This window comes from Longimicrobiaceae bacterium, assembly GCA_036375715.1.
In the GTDB taxonomy this organism is placed as follows: Bacteria; Gemmatimonadota; Gemmatimonadetes; order Longimicrobiales; family Longimicrobiaceae; genus DASVBS01.
In genome coordinates, this window is record DASVBS010000034.1 from 51,944 (window position 1) to 67,769 (window position 15,826).

The following is a 15,826-nucleotide window of genomic DNA, read 5'->3' on the forward strand; positions in this document are numbered from 1 at the left end:
GCCGTTTGAGGCTATCCTCCCCCGGGTCGGGAGGAGGCGGTCACCCGCCCCCGATCGCACAACGGTTCCCGCGTCCGAAGGCGCACTTCAGCGACCCGGACGCGGACGGGTTCACAGCGCCGGGGGCGATGACCCCTCTTCTCCGCCACCTGTGGTGGTCGGGCGAGTCCCCGCGCGTGCGTCTCTCGTCGCAACTCGACGGAGAGACGGTCTCTTCCGCCTCGCGGACCTCCGCGGGGCGCGGGAGTCTACGCCAACACCGGAGGAAGCTTATGTGGAAGAAGGACGACACGCCGACCGCCCCCCCCGCACCGCAACCCGAGCGGAGCACCTCCAGCACCCCGACTGCGAGCAACTCGCCGGCTGCTACCTCCGCTGCGCCTGCCCCGACGGCCGCTCCCCGCTCGAGCAACGCGGAGCGCGCAGCAATCGGTCGCTCCATCTCCATCCGGGGCGACGTCACGGGTGACGAGGACCTGCTCATCCAGGGCCGGGTCGAGGGTTCCATCAATCTGCAAAACTGCGCGGTCACGATCGGTAGCGAGGGAGAGGTCAAGGCGAGTGTGACGGGCCGTGTGGTAGTTGTGGAAGGGAGCGTGGAAGGGAACATCAGCAGCGAGGAGCAGGTAGTCCTCCGCTCCTCTGCCCGCGTTCAGGGCGATATCACGGCGCCCCGGGTCGTGCTCGAGGACGGCGCCCGCTTCCGCGGCGGCATCGACATGGGCGACCTGCCGGAATTCACCAACGGCAAGGCTGCGTCGAAGAACGAGGCGAGCACCAAGGCACCGGCCGCTACGGCTGCCACCTCCGGGACCAGCGGCAACGACAAGTCCAACTCCGATTCCGCGAAAGGCGAGAAGCCGGCGGCGGAGGGCGACGCCAAGAAGAAGGGGTCGCCCGAGCTCTTCGCCGAGGCGCGCGCCTGAACACAGTCCCCGCCATGAACTGGCTCCGGCGATGGGAGCGCGTGGAGGCGCCGGTGGGAGCACCGGCGCCTCCGGTGGCTGGGTCGGCTCGCGTGGAGCGGCAGACCCGCGGCATCAGCACTCTGCTCGCCGGGGTGTCGAGGGAGCGCATGCACTCCGTGTTGGACCTGGGGGGCGCCACCAACTCCAGCCTACAGGTCTACCGCGGCTTCGCCCGCTGGGTGCGCTTCGAGGACCTTCTATCCGTCGCGGATTCCGAGGAGGAGCTCGACGCGGCTCTCGCCTCCATTCCCCATCACCGGGAGCGCCCGTACGACGTCTTGCTCGCCTGGAACCTGCTGGATCGCGTGGCGCCACACCAGCGTCCGCGGGTAGTCGCGAGACTGGCCGAGGTTTCCGCGCCCGACGCCCGGCTATTCCTGGCCATCGAAGCCGGATCGGAGCGTCCGCAGCACCCCTTGCGCTTCGGCCTGGTGGACAACGAGCATATGTGGTTCGAGCCGGTGGAAGGCTTCCCTCCAGCGTGGCCTCCACTTCTTCCCGCCGAGCTCGAACGGCTCATCGAGCCATTTGTAGTGTCCCGCGCCTTTACCACGCGGGTGGGATTCCGGGAGTACGTAGCAACAAAGAGAGGTTGATCGACACGTCTGGCTTCTGACGTCCTTCCCACTGCGCCCGGCATCCTCATGACTTCCCGACGGTTCCTTCCCTTTAACCCCTCTCGAGACGAGCGAGGCCCGAATGATCAGGTACATTGAGCTGGGTGAGGACAAGCAGCTTCACGAGATCGTCATGGCGGGCAGTCACGACGCCGGGATCACCGGAGGCGGGAAGAACGTGCAGACGCAGTCGCTGAGTATCGGCGGCCAGGCAGAAGCGGGAGTGCGCTTCTTCGATCTGCGCGTCGCCGCGGGGACGGTTGGGGTCGTCCACAAGACTTTCCAGGGGAATGTTAAGGAAGCCTCTCTCATGGCCTTCCACGCCGACAAGAGGCTCATGAAGAACAGGGAGAAGGTGCGTTACCTCCCGGAGGTGGGAAGGATCCAGGGTCTCACCCGCACCAAGCTTCGAGGCGGGGCCTTCGGGGAAGGCCTGCAGAAGATGCTTCGCGAGGCAAGGGCCTTTGTCGAAAAGCACACCAGTGAGTTCTTGATCCTGAAGTTCGACAAATGCGAGAACTGGAGCCTGATCGCGGAGGTCATCACGCACGAGCTGTACCCGGTGCTCTATAAAGGCAGCGGAAACCTCAACACCAAGCGGCTGCGGGACCTGAAGGGAAAGGTCATCTGCCTTTTCAGCTCCAAGGGACTGGCGGCCACGCCGCCCGAGTATCACGGTGCCAACGGAATCCTGGGGTTCAGGAACCTGTACGAGAGCGGCGGCGGTTACGATCCGAACTACAGAGGCCTCCAGTACTTCGGCAAAGGAGGCACGAGTCCCTTCAACGCTATCAGGAAGTTCCATCAGAACGAGTCCAAGCAGCGCAAGCTGATGCGCAAGGGCATGGCCACCGCGCCTGAGGTCTTGGGGATGATGTACTGGACCACCACCGGCCTCAAGGAGAGCATCCAGAAGCGCAACGAGGGCATGTGGAGTGACAAGAACCTCGGCAAGCTCATGCAGATGTGGCGCGACGGCCTGGAGGAATCGATCAATATGCGGATCGCCGAGCACATCGACCCCAAGAAGTACTCCTCGGCGCCGATACTCAAGGCCTTCATGCCGAACATCGTGATGGTCGACTTCGCGAACGAGTTCCGCTGCCAGGTAATCTACGATCTGAACTTCGTGGCCGCGGTCGAGCTCACCCTCGCTGCGCAGGCAGTAGACAGCGTGAGGCAGGCGTACACCACGCTGCCCGTCGGGGCTTAGAGTTAACCCTCTCTCCTCACGAAGGCGCGGATCCGGGATCCGCGCCTCACCTCATCCCTCGCACCAGCTCGAAATTTAAACAAGCTGAAACTTCGCTAAACCCTCCCCGCGTAGAGAGCATCCAACGGCAGACAGGGCAAGGTCGCCACTCTCACAGTTCCTTTCATGGCCCCCGCTCTCTTCGCCCTAGCGCTGGCTGCCGTAACGGCGCCGGCACAGCTTCAGATTCCGCCAATTCAGACCCTCAACCCCGATACGGCCCTCGCCACCAGCGCAAACGTGGTGACGGCCACGCGCGCACAACAGCCACCCATCATCGACGGCCGCGACGATGATGCGGTCTGGGCGGCCGCTCCGGTGATCGACGACTTCCTCGAGTGGCGCCCCACCGAGGGGAAGGCGCCTCGCTACCGCACCGACGGCCGCATCGCCTACGATGCCGGCAACCTGTACGTGTACGTGCGTGCCCACGACCCGGCCCCGGACAGCATCCGGCATCTGCTCGAGCGGCGCGACTCCTTCACCCCCTCGGACATGATCTGGGTGTTCGTGGACTCGTACCACGACCGTCGCTCGGGCTACGAGTTCGGCGTCAACGCGGCCGGGGTGAAGATGGACCTGGCGGTCTACGACGACGGCAACGAGGACATTGCCTGGGACGGGGTGTGGGACGTGGCCACCGTCACGGATTCTCTAGGGTGGGCGGCCGAGTTCCGCATCCCGCTCTCGCAGATGCGCTATTCGGCGGGCGGGAGCAACACGTTCGGCATCATGCTGAACCGGGACGTCTACCGGCACAGGGAGCGCTACAGCTGGCCGCTGCTACGGCAGTCCGTCACTGGGTTCGTCTCGCAGTTCGCGACGCTGAGCGGCCTGGAGGGCTTGGAGACTCCCCGTCGGCTCGAGGCGATGCCCTACCTGGTCGCACGCAACGCCACGACCATCGAAGGCAACGCGTTCGGGCGCGGCTCCGACATGGAGCTCGGCGGCGACTTCAAGTACCGGCTCGCCTCGCACCTGGCGTTAGAAGCCACCATCAACCCCGATTTCGGTCAGGTCGAGGCGGATCCCGCGGTGCTCAACCTCACCGCCTACGAATCGTTCTTCGACGAGCGCCGGCCCTTCTTCGTCGCCGGCCGGGGCCTCTTCCGCTTCGACGTGAACTGCAACGCGGTCAACTGCAGCGGGGAGAGTCTCTACTACAGCCGCCGGATCGGCCGCACGCCCGAGCTCGCCCGCACCTACGGCGACTCGCTGCCGCTGGAGCCCGTCACCATCGTCGGGGCGGCGAAGCTTCTCGGCCGCTTCCCCGGAGGGTTGACGCTGGGCGTCCTGAACTCGACCACGAGAGGCGTGGCAAACGCGGGCGATACCACGTATAGCCCGGCCTCCAACTTCGCGGTGGTGCGCGCCACGCAGGACTTGCGCGGTGGCAACAGCGCCATCGGGGCGATGTTCACCGCGGTGAACCGCAACATGGACCGCTGGACCGAGCCCTACCTGATGTCCAGCGCTTATGTGGCGGCGCTCGACTTCCGTCATCGCCTGTTCCACAACACCTACGAGATCACCGGCTCGTTGGACCGGAGCCGGGTCGAGGGATCCAGCGAGGCGGTCCTGGCGCTGCAGCGCAACGGCGTTCACCAGTACCAGCGGCCCGACGCGGACCTCCCCCTGGACCCCAATCGGACGGTCCTCTGGGGTGACGCGGAGGAGATCTCCTTCGGCAAGGTGGCCGGGCAGCATCTCCTCTTCCAGAGCGCCCTGCAGAGACGATCGCCCGGATTCGAGATCAACGACCTCGGCTTCCTGCGCCGCGCCGACCAGATCTCGTGGAGCACCTGGGTCGGTCTCTTCGACCGGCGCGAGACGCGCTATTACAACCGCTTCCAGATCAACAACAACTGGTGGCAGTACTGGACCACCGACGGACTGCCCCTCGAGCGCGCCTACAACACCAACCTGCATATCGACTTCAAGAACAACTGGGGATGGCACATGGGTGCGACCGTCGGCCGGATCGGCGAGACCTACGACGATCGCGCCGCCCGCGGCGGACCCGCGGTTCGCCAGGACCCTTTCGTTGCCCCCTGGTTCTTCGTCAACGGCGATGATCGCCGCTCGGTGGTTCCGTATTTCAGCGTCGAATACTTCCGTGGGAGCGGCGGTCGAAATCGGGTGCTGAGCATCGGCCCCGAACTGGCGTTCAAGACAGGGGGACGATTCAGCTCCAGCGTCGAGCTGAACTGGGAGGATAACGTCAGCGACAACCAGTGGTACGGCAACTTCACGGACGACAACGGGGTCGACCACTACACCTTTGCGCACCTGGAGCAGACGACCACGTCGCTGACGGCGCGTTTCAATTACACCTTCAGCCCCGACCTATCGATCCAGACTTACCTGCAGCCCTTCGTGTCGAAAGGGACGTACTCGAGCGTGCGCGAGCTCTCCGCGAATCCTCGCGCTGAGCGCTACGAGGATCGCTACGTCCCGTACAGCGACCCGGAGGTGAGCGATGACCCGGGCGGCTTCAACTACAAGCAGTTGCAGTCGAACGTGGTGCTGCGCTGGGAGTACCGACCCGGATCCACGCTGTTCGTGGTATGGAACCAGGGCAGGGAAGGCTCGGGACCCGTCGCGGGGGACCGAGGATTCCGGGGCGAAATGAGCGATCTCTTCGGGCTTCACCCCGCCAACACCTTCCTGATCAAGCTGTCGTACTGGTTCAATCGGTAGGACGAGCACCGATTCGCCGATGCGACGGGGGCGAACCACGTGAGCGTGGCGCCCCCGTTCGCGTGGCCGCTGTACCGCTACCCTCGCGGGACCGGCGGATCGTGCGATCGGGGCCGCCTTCGCAGGTGAGATCCCACCGCTGTCACGGTCGGACGCCCGTCGTCGTTGACCGGATGGCGGGGGAACGGGTAAGGTGGCAGGAAGCAGCACGCACACGGCCAGCCGTGTCACCCTGTCCGGAGGTCGCCCCCCATGATCCCGCAGTTCGTGGCTGTCGCAGCGGACGAGGAGGACCTCCTGCTGACCATGATGCAGGAGTTCTATCTCGGGGAGGCGCTTCCCTTCGATCGCGACGCCGCACGCCGCGCGGTTCGCGAGCTCCGCGGCGATCCGTCGCTGGGACGGGTCTACCTGGTGGTGGCGGGCGGCGAAGCGGTCGGATACGTCGTATTGGCGTTCGGCTTCAGCCTGGAGTACCGCGGCCGCGACGCCTTTCTGGACGAGCTATACATCCGCGAGAACGCCCGCGGTGTAGGCCTCGGCACCGCCGCCATCCAGTGGGCTGAATCAGTCTGCCGGGCGGAGGAGATCAGGGCGCTGCATCTCGAGGTCGATCGCAGAAACCAGCGGGGCCAGCATCTCTACCGCGGCCTCGGTTTCACTGATCACGATCGTTATCTCATGACCAAGTGGATCGACTGAGCTGAACCCGACCTGGAAAGGGACGATGATTGCACGAACCTGGCGAGGATGGACCGCCGCGGCTGACGCGGAACACTACCTGGAGTACCTCGAGGAGACGGGTCTGAAGGAATACCGGGAGACCGAAGGCAACCTCGGCGCCCTGGCGCTACGCTCCGTGGACGGCGAACGGGCCGAGTTCCTGCTCGTCTCCTTCTGGGAATCCATGGAAGCGGTGCGCAACTTCGCCGGAAACCGCCCGGAAGTGGCCGTCTTCTACCCCGAGGACGACCAATTCCTCGTCGACCGGGAGGATTGGGTCAGGCACTTCGAGCTGGTATCCGGCGCCGACGTGCTGCGCACGCTCGGAAGCTAGGAATTATGAATTACGAGTTACGAATTTGACGGCGGCCGTCGGCGTCGGCGGGGTTGCATGCGACGCCAGGCTGCGAACCCGCAATCTCCCGATGTTTGGCCTCAAGTCTCGCAAGTCGCAACTGCCAGTAATTCGTAATTCGTAATTCGTAATTCCGCCCCGCCAGCGCCCTCGTCAGACCAGCGGCGTTAGCAGACCGGTGACGATCAGGGCTGCTGCCCACACGAGGTCGATGTTGATCCAGGCGCGCCGCAGCACCCGCAGGCCTGCTAGCTCGTACACCAGGACCGCTGCCAGCACGGCAATCAGCAGATATCCCGTGGTGTGCACCCCCGTGGCGAGCGCCGCGTAGCGGCCGGCGTCTCGCGTAGCGCCCGCTTCGGGCAGCTGAGGGTCGGTCAACCCGGCTTGGGAAGTCGGCGGATCGTGCCCGACGTGGGCGTGCGCCGCGGCGTCGTGGATCGCGGCGGGCGCCGCCGTCGGACCGGGCTCGAGGAAGAAGGGGAGCGCCATGAGCCCGGCGCCGTGAGCAGAGGCCATCAGGAATGACCAGAGCACCAACTCGCGCGCGCGGACCCGCATGCCGCGCAGCCGCGGGTGCCGGTGGCGCAGGAGCCGGAAGACGCCGACCCCCACCAGCGCGCCACCCACCGCCCACTTCAGCACACCCAGCGGGATCACCACTCCGAGCATCACCGCGACGGCGGCCGCGCTGCCGATGGCCAACCCGTGCCCGACCGCGAGCGGCGCCAGCGCACGCCACACCGCCCGCCTGCGATTCTCCTGCAGCCCCAGCGACACGGCGAAGAGCCACCCCATGGCGGGGTTCAAGCCGTGCATGGCCCCGAGGCCGAGCAGTATCCACAACGAAGTCTCGGTGTTCATGACAACAAGGCCTGATTCGTGCCCATATGATCCATGGAGGCGGCGGAGCGCAGCCGCGCCGCTCAGGCGTAACAGAACGAATCCGAAGAGGCGTCGCCGCCCTGCAGCCGCACCTGGTGGGGCCGGATCCCATCCTCGAACTCCACCAGGAAGCGCTCGTCCAGCTTCATCCCTCCCTGCGGCGAGACGTCCGCCTTCGCCATCCACCCACGGATGCCCTCCGGATAGAACTGTGCATCCCACGGTGAGTACAGCGAGTTGGTGATATACACGCGCGAACCGTCCCGGCTGATCTCGACCATCTGCGGGGCACCATTCAATGGCCGCTGCGGATTCGAGGGGTGCGGCGTCCGCCTCACGATGCCGCCGATGCGCACGCTGCCGGTGAGCTTCGGCTCGAACGGATCGGTCACGTCGTACTGCCTCAGCTCGCCGGTCCCCCAGCATGAGACGTAGAGCTGGCGATCGTCCAACGAGAGGTTGATGTCGCTGACCAGAGGCGGCACCGCGCCGAAGGGCGCCAGAATCGGGGGCAGGAGGGCGGGATCGGCCGGCTCCGCGGGGATCTCGATCACCTTGCGGACCTTCCACTGCCCGGAATCGGCATCCAGATACCAGGTCCAGATCGAGCTGGAGAGGTCGGCGAGGCTGATCACCACCCCGACGAAGCCGTACGCCCGGCGCGGATTGTGGGCGGGACGCAGCTCCAGCACCATCTGCTGCTCGGCACCCAGCTCCAGCTTACTCAGATGCCGACGGGTCTTCAGATCCCAGACGTGGATGGAATTGCCGTACTTCCCACCCATCAACAGTTCCGGATTGAGCCCGTCCTGCACCATGTTCGGCGTCCCCCACTCGCTGGTGATCATGGTGTCGTGTCCCAGGTGCCACCAGAAATCGTAGGCCAGGTTCTGGGGCCCACGCTCCCTTTCCCATCGACCCTTCACCTCGAAGGTCTCGTGGTCGATCACGAAGATCCCGCCGGGGCCGTCGCCGTCGATGCTACCCAGGGCGTTCATGTAGATGCCGTCCGGCCCGCAGTGCACCGTGTGCGGTGCGGCATAACCCGTCTTCCGAAATACCTCCTCGGGTTCGAGGACCTTTACCAGTCGGGGATTGCGAGGATCTTGCTTCGTATCCACCACGTGGATGCGTGAGCTGTGGATTCCCGGGACTACCAGGAAGCGCCGCTCCATGTGCGGGTTGGGAGCGTAGCCGCACAGATGGGAGCTGCAGGCGTTCCAACCGAAATGGTGAAGCTCGTTGCCGCCGTGGGGTAACTCGACCCGACCGACCAGTCGCCCGAAATCGGTGGAGCGCGGGTCGGTGTCGACGACGCCGAGTGCGTCCTTCTGTCCATTGTCCCCGGTCGCGAGAAGGGCGACGTAGGCGAGTGACTCGGGAGCGGCCTCGGCCGCCATGGTCGGTGACGGATAGAAGGTCGGATCGGGAAGTAGACGGGCCATGAAGTCCTCCGTCAGACAGGGGGCATGGGGTGGGCGAGAGGATGGTCGTGATCGCCCAGCCCCCGACGCCGAGATGATCGTTGTCGCGCGTCGGGTGCGCGCCTATCATGCGAACGGAGGGACTGCGGTGCTTGAAGGGGTCGTGCAGGTTGGTGGGAGATTTCGTGTAGACGGCGCCGCTACATAATGCCACACCCCGGGCGACGCCGACTTCGCCAGAGTAGCCACGAGGTCGGTCCGATGATTTACCTCTTCGACGAATTCGTGCTCGACACGCGTCGGTGCGAGCTTCGGCGGGGTGACGACCCGCTTCACCTGGAGCCGCAGGTGTACGCCGTGCTCTGCTACCTGGTCGAGCACCGCGATCGGCTCGTGCGTAAGGAGGAGCTGCTCGACGAGGTGTGGGGACACCGCTTCGTGAGCCCCTCCACGTTGAACAGCCGCATCAAGAGCCTGCGCCAGGCGCTGCAGGACGACGGTAGTGCGCAGCGCATCGTGCGGACGATACGCGGCGCGGGCTTTCGCTTCTGTGCCCCGGTGACATGGGCGGAAGAGCGCAGCCGGCCCCAGCCTACGCCACCGGCGGCGCAGCCAATCGCCCTGCGGCGGGAACAGCAGATCCGCTTTTGCCGGGGGTACGACGGCAACCGCATCGCCTACGCGACCAGCGGATGCGGCCCGCCCCTCCTCAAGCCTGCCAACTGGCTGACCCATCTGGAGTACGACTGGGACAGCCCGGTCTGGCGTCACTGGCTCAACGAGCTGTCCCGCGACCACACGCTGATTCGCTACGACCAGCGGGGCTCAGGCCTCTCTGATCGGGACACGGAAGACGTCTCCTTCGAAAGCTGGTTGGGTGATCTCGAGACGATCTTTGACGAGCTGGAGCTCGAGCGCGTCCCCATCGTCGCTCTTTCGCAGGGATGTGCGCTCGCGATCGCATTCGCGGCTCGGCACCCGGAGAGAGTTAGCCATCTCGTCCTCTACGGCGGGTATGCGCAGGGACGCTTCCGGCGGGCGTGTACCCCCGCCGAGCGGGCGCAGAGCGAGGCGATGCTCCAGGTGCTGCCCCACGGCTGGGGGCAGGACAATCCTGCGTTCCGGCAGTTCTTCGCCAACATGTTCCTGCCCGAGGGCACGCCGGAGCAGATGGCCTGGTTCAGCGACCTGCAGAGGATCAGCGCGTCCCCCGAACAGGGGGTGAAGCTCTGGCTCGCGTCGGCGAGCATCGACGTGACGGAGGTCGCTCCGCTGGTGCATACGCCCACTCTGGTCCTCCACGTGAAGCAGGACGCCGTCGTCCCGTTCGAGCAGGGGCGCTTCCTGGCCCGTCTCATCCCCGGCGCGCGCTTCGTCCCGCTGGAAGGGCGCAACCACGTGTTGCTGGAGACGGAGCCTGCCTGGCCCAGGTTCCTGGCCGAGGTGCGCGCCTTTCTGGCGGAGGACCCCATGGAGGAGACGCGCTCCAACGATGCCGAAAGACCGGTTCTTCAAGCGGTGGCAGGGGGACGAGTGATCGCGTAGACTGTAGGCCATTCGCAATCCCGACCCTGGAGGCTCGGATGCCGTCCTCGAAACGCCTCGCATTCACCGCGGTCCTGTTGATGTCGAGCTCGTCCTGTACTCCCTCCGGCGTAGACCCTGCGCCCGCACCGGCGTCCACCGCCGCTTCCACCATGGAAGCAGGCGGTGCGTCGGCGCCTGTAGGCCCCTCGGCACGGATCCCCGACGCCCGGACTGATGACGATCCCTTCCTCTGGCTGGAGGAGGTCGAGGGGGAGCAGGCGCTCGCCTGGGTCGAGGAGCACAACGCGAGCACGGTCGCCGAGCTCTCCGCGACCCCTGTCTATCAGCCGATCTTCCAGCGCACCCTCGAGATCCTGGACTCGGAAGACCGCATCCCCTATCCCAGCATCCTCGGAGACCGCCTCTACAACTTCTGGCAGGATGCCGAGAATCCGCGGGGCGTCTGGCGGCGGATCACCTGGGAGGCATACCTCGCCGGAGATCCGGCGTGGGAGGTGGTGCTGGACGTGGACAGGCTCGCCGCAGAGGAAGACGTACCCTGGAGCTTCGGCGGAGCGAGCTGCCTGGCACCCGAGTATCGCCGCTGCCTGGTGCAGCTCTCGCGCGGCGGCTCGGACGCGGTGGAGGTGCGGGAGTTCGACCTGGAGACTCTCGAATTTATTCCGGACGGGTTCAACCTTCCCGAGGCGAAGCTGAGTATCGCCTGGGTGAACCAGGATGCGATCCTGGTGAGCACCGACTTCGGTGAGGGAAGCCTGACCACCTCGGGATATCCTCGCGTCGGCAAGCTTTGGCGGCGCGGGACCCCGTTGGCCGAAGCCCGGACGCTCTTCACCGGTGAGGAAAGCGACGTCGGGGTCTATGTGGGGACATGGATGGTGGGCGACGAGCGCATCAACGTCGTCTATCACAGTCCGCGATTCTTCGAGGCCGCCATCCACGTCCTGCGCGACGGCGAGCTGGTGAAGCTGGACATCCCGCTGGACGCCGACGCCGAGCTCGTGGGCGACCGGCTGGTCGTCTACCTCCGCTCCGCCTGGGAGGTCGGCGGCAAGAGCTTCCCCGCGGGCTCGCTCGTCCACACCTCCTACGCGAGTTTCCTCGCCGGAGAGCGGGAGTTCGAGTTGCTGTTGGAGCCGGGCGAGCGCCAGACCATCAGCGGCACCTCGACGACCCGCGACTTCCTGCTCGTGCAGCTGCTCGACAACGTGAGCGGGGAACTGCGCCGCTACACCTATGCGGACGGACAGTGGAGCTACGAGCCGGTTCCCGTGCCTCCCATGGGCAATGTGGGTGTCGCCGCCACCTCCCCCTTCGAGAACCGCTTCTTCTTCAGCTACAGCGGCTTCACGCAGCCTTCCACCCTGTACCTGGTCCGGGAAGATGGAGAGGTGCAGGAAGTCCGACGTCTGCCGGCGATGTTCACGGCGGACGACCTGGTGGTGGAGCAGCACGAGGCCACCTCGAAGGACGGCACCCGCATACCGTACTTCGTGGTTCGTCACCAGGACACGCGGATGGACGGTTCCAACCCGACGCTCCTCTACGCCTACGGCGGCTTCGAGGTGGCGATGACCCCGTCGTACAGCCCGGTCACCGGTGCCGCCTGGCTGGAGCGCGGTGGGGTGTACGTCCTCGCCAATATCCGAGGTGGCGGTGAGTTCGGACCGAGCTGGCACCGGGCGGCGCAGCTCGAGAATCGGCAGCGGGCATACGACGACTTCTTCGCCGTAGCCGAAGACCTGATTGCGCGGGGCCTCACCAGCCCTCAGCACCTGGGGATCATGGGCGGAAGCAACGGCGGATTGCTGATGGGCGTCGCGCTCACGCAGCGCCCGGAGCTGTTCGGGGCGATCGTGATCCAGGTGCCGCTGCTGGATATGCGCCGCTATCACCTGCTCCTGGCCGGAGCAAGCTGGATGGCCGAATACGGCAACCCCGACGACCCCGAGCAGTGGGCCTTCATCAGCCGTTACTCGCCGTATCAGAACGTGCGGTCGGGAAAGGAGTACCCGCGCGTCCTGTTCACCACCACCACCCGCGACGACCGCGTCCATCCGGGGCACGCTCGTAAGATGGCTGCCCGGATGGAATCGCTGGGCTACCCGGTCCTGTACTTCGAGAACACCGAAGGCGGGCACGGCGCGGGCGTCACCAATGAGCAGCGCGCCAAGATGCAAGCGCTAACTTACGCCTACCTGTGGAAGCAGCTCGCCGGCGAGGAGGGGTGAACCAACACCACCGTCTGTGTTCCTCGGGGCGACCCTCCGCGATCGTCTGCGGCTAGTTCACAGTGCACGTACAACCGTTGGTGATCGCGAAATGGGGCGGCGGGTCAATGCGACCCACCGCCCCGAATCGATTTCATCGTCTCTCCGTCATGGGGCGGGATCGCCCCGGCCCGGCTCGCCACGAAGGCGCCGAGCAGGTTCGCCTCCTCGAGTAACACGTGGTCCGGCGCGCCCTCTAGGTAGCCTTTGAGAAAACCGGCGAGGAAGGCATCGCCGGCTCCCACCGTATCGACCACCTGCACCCGGTAGCCGGGGTGCTCCGTCCACCGACCCTCGCGCAGCAGCACGGCGCCGCAGCCACCGCGGGTAACGCAGACAGCTTTGAACCCGAAGCGATCGGCCAGTGCTTCCGCGGCAGGGCGTAGTTCCTCCGGCAGGCTCAGCCACCGACCCAGGGTCGCCATCTCCCCCTCGTTGAGCTTCACCACCTCGGCTCGCTCCAGCGATGAGAGCACGACATCCCGATCGTCGTAGGGCGGGCGGAGATTCAGGTCCAGTACCTTGACGAGCGGGTAGTCGAGAAGGGAGCCCAGGGTGGTTCGGCTCGCCTCCGATCTTTGCGCCAGGGTCCCGAACACCAGCGCCCGCGCGCCGGCGGCTCGCTCCGCCACGGATGCGGTCAGCTCGATGTTGTCCCAGGCCGCCGGGCTGAGGAACTCGTAGTGCGGGGAGCCCGCTTCGTCCAGCTCGACCGACACGAACCCCGTCGCCAGGTGACGATCGAGTTGGATCAGATCGACGGGCACGCCGAGACGGGCTGCGCGCCGGATCGCTTCGTGACCCAGCTGATCGTCACCGACACGGCTAACGATTGCGCCCGGCAGACCCAGCGCTCGCAGGTGCCCGGCGACGTTGAAGGGCGCCCCGCCGAGGAAGAGCCCCGCGGGAAGGGAGTCCCACAGGATCTCTCCCACGCAGAGGATCTCGTCGGCCGCCACGTTAGCGTTCGAGGTTGGCGACCGGCCTGCCGTCCAGGCCCCACGTGGGGTCGGGGCCGATCCCCAGGTAGGCCAGGGCGGTTGCGGCGACGTCCACGATGTTGGGCGGGGTGTCGATCGATCCCGGTCGGATGCGCGGGCCGTTCGCAAGGAAGAAGATCGTCCGCTCCTCCGGGGTGTCCCCGCCGTGTCCACCGTCCGTCGTCCGGCCGTGGTCGGTGGAAACGAGGATCAGCCAGTCTTCCTGTTCGTAGTTGGGGCGAGCGCGAATGGCCGCCACCAGGCGCCCGACCTGGCGATCGGCCCGCGCGATGGCCGCCATGTACTCGTCCTCGATGGAGCCGGTGTGGTGGCTCACCTCATCGGGGTTGCCGAGGTAGACGAACATGGCGTCCGGATCGTTGTTCAGCAGCTCCGCCTCCGCCGCCGCAACCGAGAGCTCGTCCGCCGCACCCCAACCAAGACGGCCGCCGTCGTACGAGACGCGCGCATCGATCGCCTGTCCCAGCACCGGACCAGCCGTACCCCGCTCCTCGGACGTCTGGGGTTCGATCAACGGCGGCCAGTCCGCCACGGCAAAGGTGCGCAGCTGCGGCCGCGTCCTCTCGATACGGGTGAGAAAGTCGGGGTAGCGATCCAGCCCGTTGTCCGGGAAGGGGAAGTCGTTGCTGAGGATCCCGTGCTTCTCCTTCCATACCCCGGTGAGCATACTGGCCCAGCCCGGCCCGCTGATCGTGGGTAGTCCCGTCTGGGCGCGATCGCTATAGGCGCCGGTGCGGATCAGGGAGTCCAGGTTCGGCGTGGGCACCGACCGCAGCACGTCAGGGCGGACGCCGTCGATGCCGATCAGGATCACTTTGGGGGTGCGACTGTTTTCCTGCGCAGCGCCGTCGAGCGGCATCGCCAGGAGGCCGGACAGGGCGAGCAGAGCAAGCCTCGAGATCACCCGAAGAACAGGTTGGTGGCGAGGCGGGATCGAAGTCAGGCGCATGACCATCACCAGGGACGCTCCGAGCGAGAGTAGAGGTAGGCGAAATCGACGAGTCGCGCACCTGAGGCGTCGGCAACGGCGTACTGGCCGCCCTCGTAGAGGGAGGCACCGCCGACGCGTCCATCCTTGGCAATCGCGTAGTAACTGAGGCCGAACCGAGGCCGCCCCCGGTCGTCGAGCAGGCGGCGCTCGGTCATCTGCACCACTCGCTCGAGGGTGCGCAGGCAGGCCTCCTCCGGGCTGGCGCCCTGCCGCATGAATTCCACCGTCAGGAACGCTCCGCACACCTTGATGTTGGCCTCGCCTCGACCGGTGGATCCGGCGGCCCCAACCGAGTTGTCGCAGTACTGGCCCGCGCCGATGATGGGACTGTCGCCCACCCGGCCAGGGATCTTCCACGACAGCCCGCTGGTGGAGGTCACCGAGGCGATGTCACCCGCGGCGTTCACCGCGTTCATGTTGATCGTTCCGGTGGTGAACCGAACCGCCACTTCATCGGCCGGATCGAGCCAGTTGTCCGAGGGGTTCAGCCGCGCCCTCCAGCGCAGCCAGTCCTGGCGCGACTTTTCGGTGAGCAGCTCCTGCTCCTCGAAGCCCATGTCGAGAGCGAAGCGCTTGGCTCCTTCCCCGACCAGCAAGATGTGATCGGTGTGATCCATGATCGCCTTAGCCACCAGTGACGGGGTGGCGATCCCTTCGAGCGCTGCCACGGCTCCAGCGCGGTTGGTGGGGCCGTGCATGCAGGAGGCATCGAGCTGCACCACCCCGTCTGCGTTGGGGAGGCCGCCCAGACCCACCGACTGATCCTCTGGATCCAGCTCCTGGATGTTGACGCCCGCGATGACCGCGTCGAGAGGATCTGCGCCCTGCTGGATCATCTCGTACGCGCGGGCCACTCCGCGCAGCCCGTTAGCGGATGCAATGACCACGGGAGTAGCCAGCGGGCGATCGGGCGGTGGCAGTGGGTGACGCAGGGTGGGAAGGAGGCGGGCCTGCAGCTCCGCGGGAAGCAACGCACCGGCGGCGCTCGACGCGGCCAGACCGAAGAACGCGCGACGCGAGACGGACATGTTGCGGGCTCCTGGCGTGGGAAGAAGGGAAGAAGCCAATCTCCCGCAATTGTACGCCCCGCCA

Annotated in this window: 13 protein-coding genes; 8 read left to right on the forward strand and 5 right to left on the reverse strand. The window is 66.2% G+C overall.

What is annotated here, in order from left to right:
* The first annotated feature begins 272 nt into the window (after window positions 1-272).
* From VF167_07165 to VF167_07190, 6 genes are all read left to right on the forward strand, one after another.
* Entirely contained in the window at window positions 273-926 is a 654-nt protein-coding gene (locus VF167_07165) for a polymer-forming cytoskeletal protein (GenBank protein HEX6925193.1), read from the forward strand.
* Between the two features lie 14 nt (window positions 927-940).
* Window positions 941-1,564, forward strand: a complete 624-nt coding sequence (locus VF167_07170) for a hypothetical protein (GenBank protein ID HEX6925194.1) — start codon at window positions 941-943, stop codon at window positions 1,562-1,564.
* 103 nt (window positions 1,565-1,667) lie between these two features.
* Window positions 1,668-2,798 (forward strand): hypothetical protein, encoded by a 1,131-nt coding sequence (locus VF167_07175; GenBank protein HEX6925195.1) that lies wholly within the window; start codon window positions 1,668-1,670, stop codon window positions 2,796-2,798.
* 165 nt (window positions 2,799-2,963) lie between these two features.
* Window positions 2,964-5,537: a DUF5916 domain-containing protein gene (locus VF167_07180; GenBank protein HEX6925196.1), complete on the forward strand. Its 2,574-nt coding sequence runs from the start codon at window positions 2,964-2,966 to the stop codon at window positions 5,535-5,537.
* A gap of 252 nt (window positions 5,538-5,789) precedes the next feature.
* Window positions 5,790-6,239, forward strand: coding sequence for a GNAT family N-acetyltransferase (locus VF167_07185; GenBank protein HEX6925197.1), 450 nt, complete (start codon window positions 5,790-5,792; stop codon window positions 6,237-6,239).
* A gap of 25 nt (window positions 6,240-6,264) precedes the next feature.
* On the forward strand, window positions 6,265-6,594 hold the full coding sequence (locus tag VF167_07190) for an antibiotic biosynthesis monooxygenase (protein ID HEX6925198.1): 330 nt from the start codon (window positions 6,265-6,267) through the stop codon (window positions 6,592-6,594).
* A 174-nt stretch (window positions 6,595-6,768) separates the two neighbouring features.
* On the opposite strand, the gene VF167_07195 is transcribed toward VF167_07190, so the two are convergent.
* Together VF167_07195 and VF167_07200 are read right to left on the reverse strand one after the other, a co-directional pair.
* A complete protein-coding gene (locus tag VF167_07195) occupies window positions 6,769-7,479 on the reverse strand; it encodes a hypothetical protein (GenBank protein ID HEX6925199.1) in 711 nt (236 codons plus the stop codon).
* Window positions 7,480-7,541: 62 nt separating this feature from the next.
* Entirely contained in the window at window positions 7,542-8,945 is a 1,404-nt protein-coding gene (locus VF167_07200) for a selenium-binding family protein (protein ID HEX6925200.1), read from the reverse strand.
* 240 nt (window positions 8,946-9,185) lie between these two features.
* Here VF167_07200 and VF167_07205 point away from each other — a divergent pair, with 240 nt between their 5' ends.
* Window positions 9,186-10,469: an alpha/beta fold hydrolase gene (locus tag VF167_07205; GenBank protein HEX6925201.1), complete on the forward strand. Its 1,284-nt coding sequence runs from the start codon at window positions 9,186-9,188 to the stop codon at window positions 10,467-10,469.
* A 38-nt stretch (window positions 10,470-10,507) separates the two neighbouring features.
* Window positions 10,508-12,703: a prolyl oligopeptidase family serine peptidase gene (locus tag VF167_07210; protein ID HEX6925202.1), complete on the forward strand. Its 2,196-nt coding sequence runs from the start codon at window positions 10,508-10,510 to the stop codon at window positions 12,701-12,703.
* Window positions 12,704-12,807: 104 nt separating this feature from the next.
* On the opposite strand, the gene VF167_07215 is transcribed toward VF167_07210, so the two are convergent.
* The 3 genes from VF167_07215 to VF167_07225 are packed head-to-tail and all read right to left on the reverse strand — an operon-like array spanning window position 12,808 to window position 15,762.
* Window positions 12,808-13,701 (reverse strand): carbohydrate kinase, encoded by an 894-nt coding sequence (locus tag VF167_07215; GenBank protein HEX6925203.1) that lies wholly within the window; start codon window positions 13,699-13,701, stop codon window positions 12,808-12,810.
* A 1-nt stretch (window position 13,702) separates the two neighbouring features.
* Window positions 13,703-14,647, reverse strand: coding sequence for an alkaline phosphatase family protein (locus VF167_07220; protein HEX6925204.1), 945 nt, complete (start codon window positions 14,645-14,647; stop codon window positions 13,703-13,705).
* Between the two features lie 50 nt (window positions 14,648-14,697).
* A complete protein-coding gene (locus VF167_07225) occupies window positions 14,698-15,762 on the reverse strand; it encodes a N(4)-(beta-N-acetylglucosaminyl)-L-asparaginase (GenBank protein HEX6925205.1) in 1,065 nt (354 codons plus the stop codon).
* Window positions 15,763-15,826 lie beyond the last annotated feature (64 nt).